This window comes from Siphonobacter sp. (assembly GCF_048595215.1).
Lineage (GTDB): Bacteria > Bacteroidota > Bacteroidia > Cytophagales > Spirosomataceae > Siphonobacter.
This window is the reverse complement of sequence record NZ_JBMDWJ010000319.1, coordinates 1-9,982: the sequence shown is the minus strand read 5'-3', so window position 1 is coordinate 9,982 and position 9,982 is coordinate 1. Positions and strand designations below refer to the sequence as shown.

The following is a 9,982-nucleotide window of genomic DNA, read 5'->3' as shown; positions in this document are numbered from 1 at the left end:
AACCTAGCTCCTGTCCAGACCGCTGTACCTTGGACAAAAACGAAAATGGCTCCAGAAGCAAATTTGCTTTTGGAGCCATTTTCGTTTTACTGTTCTGGTGCGGACTGGGTACCCTCCACGTGTTTTATACAGGGTTTTCTGCTTTTGTCCGTGCTTTCTGTATATACTCCGATGGAGTCATATTGAACTGAGCCTTAAATACTTTGGTAAAGTAGTTCGGGTTGGCAAATCCAATCTCGTAAGCCACCTCGGCAATGTTCATATCACTTTTGTGCAAGAGCAGAGCGGCCCGTTCCAGCTTGATGGAGCGGATATACTCCACCGGTGTCATGCCCGTAAACTCAAGCAATCGGTTGTACAACGAAGCCCGGCTCATGGATAAGTGGCTACTGAGGGTTTCCACGGATAGCTGCGGATTCGCCAGGTTGTCATGTACATAGGCCAGTACCCGCTCCAAGAATCGCTCTCGTTCCGGGACAATTTCAGGATTGGGTGCCGTGATGACTACCTGTTTAGTGTACGTATCCTTAAAAACCCGGTTGAGAGCGATCAGGCTATTCATTTTTGCCTGTAACACCGCAAAATCAAAGGGTTTCGTAATGTAGTCCGTGGCCCCAGATTCCAGCCCCGACAGCGGACCATTTTCCTCCACGGCTGCGGTCAATAAAATGATCGGAATGTGCTTCGTTCGCTTATCGGCTCGCAACTTCCGCGTTAATTCCAGACCATTCATCTCGGGCATATTAATGTCACAGACAATTATATCGGGATGATGAAACAAAATCCGTTGCCAGGCCTCTTTCCCATTGGTAGCCTCGTAAAGCCGGTAAAAGGTCTTGAGATTTTCCTTGATGTAAAAACGGAAATCTTCGTCGTCTTCAACAATCAGTACCAAGGGTTGATCTGCATTTTTGGCGGATACTTCTACAGCGGGTAAATCCGCCAGCGGGTGCGTTACAGGCACTATCGTTTCGGTTACCTCCGAAATCTCCGGACTTTCCTCCCGTTTCAGCCGTAGCCGAAAGGTAAATTTGCTACCCAAGCCCACGGCACTTTCTACGTTGATTTGGCCGTCGTGCATCTTAACAAACTCTTTGACAATGGATAAACCGATTCCGGTTCCCTGATTCAGAATGGCCGGTCCCGTATCGTGCTGGAAAAAGCTTTCAAAAATCCGGCTCTGGGCTTCCAATGGAATACCAATGCCCGAATCTTTGACAGATACGCCTATACAAGCGACCTCAGGCGTGGACTCCTCCAGGCTCGCTTCAAGGTTTACGCGAATGGAACCCTTTTCCGGCGTAAACTTAAACGCATTGGATAATAAATTGAACAGAATACGTTCGACCTTATTTTCATCGAAATAGAGTATTTCCTCTTCCATTTCAGTCGAAAAGGACAAGATGATATTCTTTCGAATCGCTAGGTCATTGAATGACTGGACTACGTCTTTTAGAAAGGCTACGATCTGACCTTTCTTCAGGTGAAGCTTTAGTTCCTGTTCTTCAAGTTTTCTAAAATCGAGCAGTTGATTGACCAGGTTACTCAATCGCCGAGCATTTCGGTTAATGAGGTTTAGCTGATTGGATGCACTTTCGTCAAAATTCTGTTTCAATAATTTTTCGGCGGGGCCGACAATCAAGGAAATAGGTGTTCGAAACTCGTGACTAAGATTCGTCAAAAATTTGATTTTCATTCGATCGAATTCCCGCGAATATTCGGCCTCTTTACGCTGTTGTTCCAGCAATTGACTCGCCCGAAGTCTTTCCTGCTGAATGGCAAATTTCTGTTTTAAATTGTTGATACTCCGGCGGCGGATTAAGTACAAAATTCCGAAGATGACGAGTACGTAGAATAGGTACGCATAGATCGTTTGCCAAAAGGGCGGTGCTACTTTGATACGAACGGATGTGCCTTGGTTATTCCAGAGACCATCGTTATTCGAAGCAATCACCTGAAAGGTATACTCCCCGGGACTTAGATTCGTGTAATAAGCACTGTGTTCCTTACCCGCATTAATCCACTGATTATCAACCCCTTCAAGTTTGTATTTATACTGATTGTATTCGGGAACGGTGAAATTGAGAGCTTCGAAATTGATGGAAAAGTTTTGTTTGTAAGCCAAACGGATTTCACTGGCTGTCAGTAACGACTGCTCCAGGGGTCCATTTGGCGAGGGAACAACGGCCTGATTATCGATTTTTAATTCTGTCAGTACTACTTCGGGAATTTGGCTATTGATCTTTATATCCGATCGTTTAAAGTGATTAAACCCACTCTGCCCACCGAAGTAAAGTTCGCCCGTAGAAAGTTGTAAACCAGAGCCTAAAACAAAAGCCCCCCCCTGTAAACCATGGTGATGGGTATAGTTTTTAAAGCGTTTAGTGACCGGATTAAAACAGCTTAGGCCTTTATTGGTACTCAGCCAAAGCTCGCCGGTGGGCATTTCAATAATTTTTAGTACAACACCGTTAATCAGGCCATCACTTTCTGACAACGCCTTGAATTGCTTGCTCTGAGGACTTAGGTAAGCTAATCCGTTTCCGTTGGTTCCAACCCAAATCGTGCCTTTGGCGTCCTCTTTGATCGATAAAATATAATTACTGGGTAAGCCGCTATTTTTCTTGTTATAGAAAGTAAACGTTTTGGTTTTAGGATCATATACCGAAATACCTCCGCCAAAAGTACCCGCCCAGATTCGACCGTATTTATCTTCCTCAAACGACCGGATGTAGTTGTTGGACGGTTTGGTTCGATCGTCCGTGTAATCACTTTGAGTAACTAGTTTTTCGATCGTATTTGTTTTCAGGTTAAGGATATTAATGCCCCCACCGTTGGTACCGATCCAAAGATTTCCCTGCCGATCTTCTTTTAAACAGAAAATGTCATTTGAATTAAGATCCGTTTCGCCTTCTCCCTTCTTGAATCGAACGTAGTGTTTGGAGCCGGGCTGGTAACAAAACAATCCGTTTAAATACGTGCCAATCCACAATTGCTGATTACGCCCCATTTCCAGAGCCAGTATACTTAAATCATGTCGGTTGTTCTTTCGATCATCCGGTAATTGAATCTGTCGGAATAAATCTTTTTGTGGTAGGTACTCGTGCAAACCTCCGCCATCGGTCCCTATAAAAACGCTGTTTTGATACTCCGCAAAAGACGTAACGGTAGCTGATTTCAACCCAAAAGGATCAAAGGCATTGCTTTGCTTAAGTTTGAAATGACTCTGACTTTTATCGTACTTATTAAGTCCTCCCTGATACGTTCCTACCCAGCAAATGCCCTTATCATCCACCAGAATAGAACGAATGGATCGGCTACTCAAACTATGGGGATCCCGGCTGTCGGGGCCGTAACTAACGATGTTTTCTGTAGTTAAATCCAGCACATCTAATCCCTCGTCGGTTCCCAGCCATAGTTTGTCACTGTCATCCGCAACCATCGCATAAATGGCATTACTACTGATGGAATTTTTTCCGGTGACATACGAAAAATTTTTAAAACTATTTCCATCCGATTCCAGCTTACTTAACCCATTGTTCGTACTTACCCAAATCGCGTTACGGCTATCCTGAACAATGGCTGAAATGTAATTATGCGTTAGACTTCGGGGGTTATGTTCCTCATGGCTATAGTGCCGGATGAGGTTATAGTTTTTATCGTACAGCCATAATCCCTTATCCGTTCCTAGCCACAGTTGATGGTTCCGGTCTTCGAAGGCATACAGGGAAGTTTGTCCTTCGAAATTTTTCAGGATCTTTTGATAGGGTTTTTGAGTAATCAGTTTTTTAGTAGTAGGATCAATGATATACAAAGCTCCGTAACTGGTAACCCAGAGATTACCGGTATGATCAGCCGTGATATGCGTAATGGCGGGCTGTATTTTTCGCTTATCTCCTACTTCTTCGAACGGTATAATAGAATCGGAAAGACGATCGTAGTAACTGAGTGATCCGCCATTGGTACCAATCCATAGATCTCCGTTGGTACTTTCAAACAGCACCGTAATATGATTGACCTTTAAGCCTTTATTCTTTTCAACATCGTGCCGGTAAATTTTAAAATTCGTTCCGTCAAAACGATTGAGTCCATCTTCGGTAGCTAACCAGAGAAAGCCAAAATGATCCTTACACAAACTGTAGATGGTACTGGAAGAAAGTCCATCTTTATTGGAATAGCTCCTAAATCCCAAGGGCAATTTCTGGGCCAATAAGCCAGCAGTATTCAGGATAGCTAGTGTGAATAAAAGGAAAGTTCGTATGAATAGTTTCATGCCTACTTACAGCTATATAAGCACGGGTTTAAAGTCGAGCGTATATATGTATTGAATCGAATTTTTAAGAATGCACACCAGCTACTGAAAAATCAGAAGTCACGGAGCAGCTACGTAGAGCTACTATCAAATAAGTTCAAAAGTTACTAAACTTAATCCAGCATTTCTGCATTCCACACGGCATTCCTTCGAATCTAATCATGCATTAGTTTTGCTCTTCACGAATCAATCCTTACAACAAAGCCCACAGAAGCCGACTTTGTCGTAAGGATTGAAGGAATTTAGTGATTTCTCTATTGACCAATCAGCGTAATCTGTTCTCCCTTTCGGGTCGGAATGTCATACAGTTGGGTTGGTTTTAGAGTCAGGCCATTGCGGGGGGCTTGGGCCGAAATGACCGCCGCCGCAACTTCTTCCGTGTAATAATACGGATTGGCATTCGAGCCCGTAGCTTGATGTAACGTGAGTCCACCCGTCCCCTGCAAGGCATTGGGCGTGCGAACCCGCAGGTTTCCACCCAGCGTCGAGCGAATGACTACTTTCTTGATCTGACCTTTCTCCCACTCCATCGCCAGGACTTCAAACCCGCCTCGGGCCCTTAGGCCTCCAATACTGCCCTGGGGCCACGCATCGGGCAAGGCCGGCAATAAATGAACCGCCCCATCGGCACTTTGGAGTAGCATTTCGGTAATGCCGGACGTACAGCCAAAGTTTCCGTCGATCTGGAACGGCGGGTGGGCATCGAATAAATTAGTATAGGTACCCCCACCCCCTTTGTTAACCCCGAGCGGTGTTAATTGATTCTGGATCAGTGTATACGCATGATTTCCATCCTGAAATTTAGCCCACCAGTTGACTTTCCAACCCATACTCCAGCCCGTGGATACATCACCGCGTTGCAGAAGTGACGTCCGGGCCGCCAGGAATAGTTCGGGTGTGCGGTACGCCGAGATTTGGCTGGAAGGAAACAAGCCGTACAGGTGCGACACGTGGCGATGCTTATCCTCTGGATCGTCCACATCGTCGAGCCATTCCTGTAATTGTCCGTGTTTACCCACGTGCATCGGCGGCAGCTTTTGCCGTTTTTCTTTGAGCATCGTGACAAAATCAGCGTCCTTATGGAGGAGTTCCGCCGCTCGTATGGCCGTGCTGAATACGTCGAAGACAATCTGATTATCCATCGTAGTACCTGCGTCCACCGACGAACCGCCGTGAGCCTGGGGAGCGTTTTCGGGCGAGGTACTCGGCGTCACTACCAGCCAGTGGTACTTGGGGTGTTCCACCAAGAAATCGGCGTAAAACTGGGCCGCTCCCTTCAGAATAGGATACGCAGAAGCCAGAAATTTCTGATCGCCGTTGTACAGATAATGTTCCCAGAGGTGCTGACTCAGCCAGGCTCCACCTGCCGTCCACATGCCCCAAAAGGCTCCGTCGATGGGACCGTTGATTCGCCAGAGATCCGTATTGTGGTGAGCCATCCAGCCCCCAGCTCCGTACATGACCTTCGCCGTTTCCTGCCCTGTTTCGGCCAATTCTTGAATCATGCGAAACAAGGGTTCGTGCATTTCGGACAGGTTGGTTTTTTCGGCCGGCCAGTAATTCATCTGGGTATTGATGTTAATGGTGTACTTACTGTCCCAGGGCGGTCGCATCCGGTGATTCCAGACCCCTTGCAGGTTAGCAGGCTGGCCGCCGGGCTGGGAAGACGAAATCAGCAGATAGCGTCCGTACTGGTAGTATAGCGTCACGAGTTGTGGATCGTTCGTGAAGCGAAAGTTCTTTAGCCGTTCATCCGTGGGCTGGCTAGCCGCCTCCGTAGTACCCAGATCAAATTTCACTCGATTAAAAAACTTCTGATACGCCTCGACATGCGGCTTCCGAATCGCCGGATAGGCTTTGGCGTAGGCCTTGTTCAGATACGTCGCGGCCCGGGCATCCGCGTCACCACCCAAATCTTTGTAACTGTTGAAATTCGTAGCAATAGAAATGTACACGATAGCTTCGTTGGCTCCGTTAACTACGAGTGAAGTATCCGTACCCGAAAGGCTTCCACCCGTAGTTTTCAGGCGGGCGATGCTTTTAAATTTCACCATTCCCTTCACCCCTTCGTGATCGGAGGTAATTCCGGAAAGGGTAAGCTCCCGATTGGATGTCTGGTTGCGTTCGGCTTTCGGGTGTGGAGAAGAAAAAGAAGCGGTAAAGGATAACTTCCCCGGCTTGCTGGCGGTCAGCCGCATAACGATCACCTGGTCGGGAAAGGAAGCCAGGGTTTCTCTGGTGTAGGTAACTTCTCCAACCGTGTAGGTAGTTCGGGACACGGCCTGTTCGATATCCAGTTCCCGGGAATAGTTGGTAAACGTCGTATGGCCGTCGAAGGTAAGGTTCAGATTACCCACGGGCTGAAACATCTGTCCGTGCGACTTCTTCGTTAAAATTGATTGATTGGCTCGCTGCTCGGCTTCCTTGTGTTTGCCATCAAAAATCAGTTGCCGAATCTCGGGCAAAGCCGCTAAGGCATTGGGATTGTCATTGCGGTTGGGACTACCGCTCCAGACGGTATGTTCATTGAGTTGAATCGTTTCGGTACCCACGTTTCCGTACACCATGGCTCCCAGCCTGCCATTTCCCAGGGGCAAGGCATTTTCCCAGACGGTTCCGGAAGGTTCTTTGTACCAAAGTTTCAAGGCTGGCTTTTGCTGCGAAAAGCCCAGGGCAGGTAGCATTAATAAAAGTAGGCAGAGGTAATGTCGGATCATCATTAGCAGTATGGAATAGGTTACTATAGGTATTACGTATAAAGGTATAGGGTCATACTCCAGAATTGGGGCAAGCACCTATACATTTTCCTAAAATCGCACTAAAAAACGTAATTAGCCGTGTTATGTAGGAATGGAAGACTCTTTTTTAATACTGCAGTTAGGGCTGTTTTGCTTCCCGATTTAGCACATAGGCCATGGCTAAATAGTCATTCGATCTGAGGCTGATAAGACCCTTTTTGTTAATCACAAAGTGCGTTGGATAACCACTCAGATGTAGCTGATCCGTCAAATAGTTGTACTGGTCGGGTGCAACGGCGTAATCAAATTTAGTCTTCTTTAAAAAGGCTTCGACTTTACTTCTGGATTCCCAGCAGGGACTTACAAAAAGAATGTCTTTCCGATTTTCATACATCTTTTTTAATTCGTTCAGGGCGGGCATTTCCTGAATGCAGGGTAAACACCCTAAAAACCAGCATTTCACTACGACAATTTTACCTTTTGTATTCTGATTGGTATACCGGTTCCCTTGCATATCAACAAACGTAAAGTCAGGCAGCGGTTTCCCCTCGGCCTGAGCGTCGGCCTGTTCCATTTCGCCCCAAAACTTAAGGGTGTTTTTAATGTCTTTTTCTACCTTGGCCTCCAGGGGATACAACTGATAATAGGGCTGACCCGGCGATTGTAAGCGTAAAGGAAGATAACGACCCGTAGCGAGCTGTTTCAGAAACTGAATGCGGGAGATCGTCTGTTGGGCAGAATCCACGGCATTAAAGGTTTCATAGAGCTTTACGTGCTGTTGACGGTACTTTAAAAAACTCATCAAGTCTTTGAGAATGACGGCTGGCTTTTCTACCGGCTTTCGATGAACCGGCTGATCCTGACAAGAACTCATAAGCAACAACCCAGCCATGAGCATGAAGACAGATTTAAATCGCATAGAGCGTAGAGGTTTCGATCTAAATATATCACATTCAAACCAGATCGTAACCTTATACTCTTTAGGAATAGTCTGCTAAGTACGGATTGAATAGTACGTTTCTTTCCGTACAAATCGGTAGTTAGGAAACTCCGCAAAGGGTGTACAGCCGTCCCCTACCAACCGCATTTCGCCTAACCTGTACCAGGATATCCCTATTGGGTACCATTAGCCGAGAAAAGAGCCGCTCTACCTTTGCTGATCGATTCGATCAACTCGTCTTTCTATGGAAATAAACGCAGAAAAATCCCGGCCTAAGCACTCCGGTACCAAACCTCTTTTTACGAATCCAGGACTGGAAGCCCTGTCGCGTACGCACATTGCGGTTCCCATTTCGATCTACCTACTTAGCTCGGCTGGTTTGGGCTGGTACGCCTTTACGCATACGGCATTACAGCCGATCATGATACTGGGTTTGTTTGGGCTGGGGATACTCGTCTTTACGCTGGTGGAATACGTCACTCACCGGGGCATTTTTCACATGGATCCTACCAACGCCATCAAATCCCGGTTGCAGTATACCTTCCACGGTATTCACCATGAGTACCCGAAGGATCAGACGCGATTAGCTATGCCGCCCGCTCTGGCCGTTTTGATTGGCTCCTCTTTATTTGGCGTTACCTTTTTGCTTTTAGGGGAAGCGGCTTACGCGTTCTTTCCCGGTTTCCTGGTGGGCTACGCGGGCTATCTGTTTGTACACTTCATCGTACACGCCTATCAGCCGCCCCGCAACTTATTCAAATGGCTTTGGATCAATCACGCCATCCATCATTATAAAGATGATACGCTGAACTACGGCGTTTCGTCTCCGCTGTGGGATTACATCTTCAAAACGTATTCATCGAACGGATAAAAGCAAAAGGCCCGGAACGTTGCTCCGGGCCTTTTACGCTCTGTCTTTACCGATCCACTTTCTGGGTATCGGGCTGACCGGTCACCGTAAGCTGAAACACATCCGGACGCGAATAGTGACCCACGCAGTCAAAATCCAGCTTACTCTTGGCAAGGGTTGCAAAATCCAGCTCAGCGGTCAGCAATCCTTCCTGATTCCAAAGCGGCCCCGCGAGTATTTCTCCCATCGGTGAAAGAATCACACTGCCACCCGCACTCATGATTTCGGGCTCCTGACTCAGTTCGGCCTGGTAGCGTTCGGGGTAGTCGCTTTTACGTACAAATTGATTGCACGCCAGTACGAAACAACGTCCTTCGAGGGCAATGTGCTGCATAGTAGACTGCCAGGATTCCCGCGAATCGGCGGTGGGAGCCAAATACATTTCGACGCCTTTCTGATACAATGCCGTTCGGGCCAGGGGCATGTAGTTTTCCCAGCAAATCAGTCCACCTATTTTTCCCAGACGGGTATCGAGCGTCACTAGGGAACTACCATCGCTTTCACCCCAAATGAACCGCTCCAGTCCCGTGGGTTTGAGTTTGCGATGCTTGCCCAGAATCTTTCCGTCGCTTCCGATGTAGAGAAGCGTACAGTGCAACGATCCGCCGATGGGGTCCTTCTCCGTAATGCCCAGCCCTACCATGATTCCAGCCGCCTGTACTGCTTGCTGGATCCGTCGAATGGCCTCCGAATCGACTTCGGGACTGTTCTTCCAGTAATCCAGCCAGGTTTCCCGACCTTTTTCCGTACGACGGCCAATCATCGCCTCGAACGTAAGTCCCCTGGGATACGCCGGAAGAAAAGATTCCGGAAACAGCAGGAGTTCGCAATTCTGCTCGGCACCCTTTTTAATCCAGCTAAGGACGACTTCGACACTCCGCTCCAGGTCAAACAAAACGGGAGTAGCCTGTACTACGCCTACTTTTACTACGTTCAGCATTCCTTGCTACGTTTAGAATTACACTTCCTTTTCCCGGGTAATCAGGCGGGGATTTTCCTCGTATTCAATGCCCGAGAATAAGTAAATGTAAATCACGCGGGCTACCCTAAAGTTAAAAGGCATAGTCACCAGCATTAAGCCA

5 protein-coding genes are annotated in these 9,982 nt (G+C 47.3%); 1 reads left to right on the top strand and 4 read right to left on the bottom strand.

Going from position 1 to position 9,982, the window contains the following annotated elements; translation table 11 throughout:
- Positions 1-124: 124 nt before the first annotated feature.
- From ACOJTG_RS19750 to ACOJTG_RS19740, 3 genes are all read right to left on the bottom strand, one after another.
- A complete protein-coding gene (locus tag ACOJTG_RS19750) occupies positions 125-4,273 on the bottom strand; it encodes a two-component regulator propeller domain-containing protein (protein WP_420155393.1) in 4,149 nt (1,382 codons plus the stop codon).
- Between the two features lie 293 nt (positions 4,274-4,566).
- Complete coding sequence (locus ACOJTG_RS19745) at positions 4,567-7,029, bottom strand: glycosyl hydrolase family 95 catalytic domain-containing protein (protein WP_420155394.1); 2,463 nt, start codon at positions 7,027-7,029, stop codon at positions 4,567-4,569.
- A 160-nt stretch (positions 7,030-7,189) separates the two neighbouring features.
- Complete coding sequence (locus ACOJTG_RS19740; protein ID WP_420155392.1) at positions 7,190-7,969, bottom strand: TlpA family protein disulfide reductase; 780 nt, start codon at positions 7,967-7,969, stop codon at positions 7,190-7,192.
- A gap of 265 nt (positions 7,970-8,234) precedes the next feature.
- On the opposite strand from ACOJTG_RS19740, the gene ACOJTG_RS19735 reads away from it, so the two are divergent.
- A complete protein-coding gene (locus ACOJTG_RS19735; RefSeq protein ID WP_420155391.1) occupies positions 8,235-8,861 on the top strand; it encodes a sterol desaturase family protein in 627 nt (208 codons plus the stop codon).
- A 46-nt stretch (positions 8,862-8,907) separates the two neighbouring features.
- Here the strand turns inward: ACOJTG_RS19735 and ACOJTG_RS19730 are convergent, their stop codons facing one another.
- The gene (locus ACOJTG_RS19730; RefSeq protein ID WP_420155390.1) at positions 8,908-9,840 is read right to left on the bottom strand and encodes a carbon-nitrogen hydrolase family protein; all 933 of its coding nucleotides are present in this window, start codon (positions 9,838-9,840) and stop codon (positions 8,908-8,910) included.
- Positions 9,841-9,982 lie beyond the last annotated feature (142 nt).

What these genes read in the sequence shown, in the direction of transcription:
- ACOJTG_RS19750 (WP_420155393.1), bottom strand. Translation starts at nt 4,273, where the DNA reads ATGAAACTATTCATACGAACTTTCCTTTTATTCACACTAGCTATCCTG.
- ACOJTG_RS19745 (WP_420155394.1), bottom strand. Translation starts at nt 7,029, where the DNA reads ATGATCCGACATTACCTCTGCCTACTTTTATTAATGCTACCTGCCCTG.
- ACOJTG_RS19740 (WP_420155392.1), bottom strand. Translation starts at nt 7,969, where the DNA reads ATGCGATTTAAATCTGTCTTCATGCTCATGGCTGGGTTGTTGCTTATG.
- ACOJTG_RS19735 (WP_420155391.1), top strand. Translation starts at nt 8,235, where the DNA reads ATGGAAATAAACGCAGAAAAATCCCGGCCTAAGCACTCCGGTACCAAA.
- ACOJTG_RS19730 (WP_420155390.1), bottom strand. Translation starts at nt 9,840, where the DNA reads ATGCTGAACGTAGTAAAAGTAGGCGTAGTACAGGCTACTCCCGTTTTG.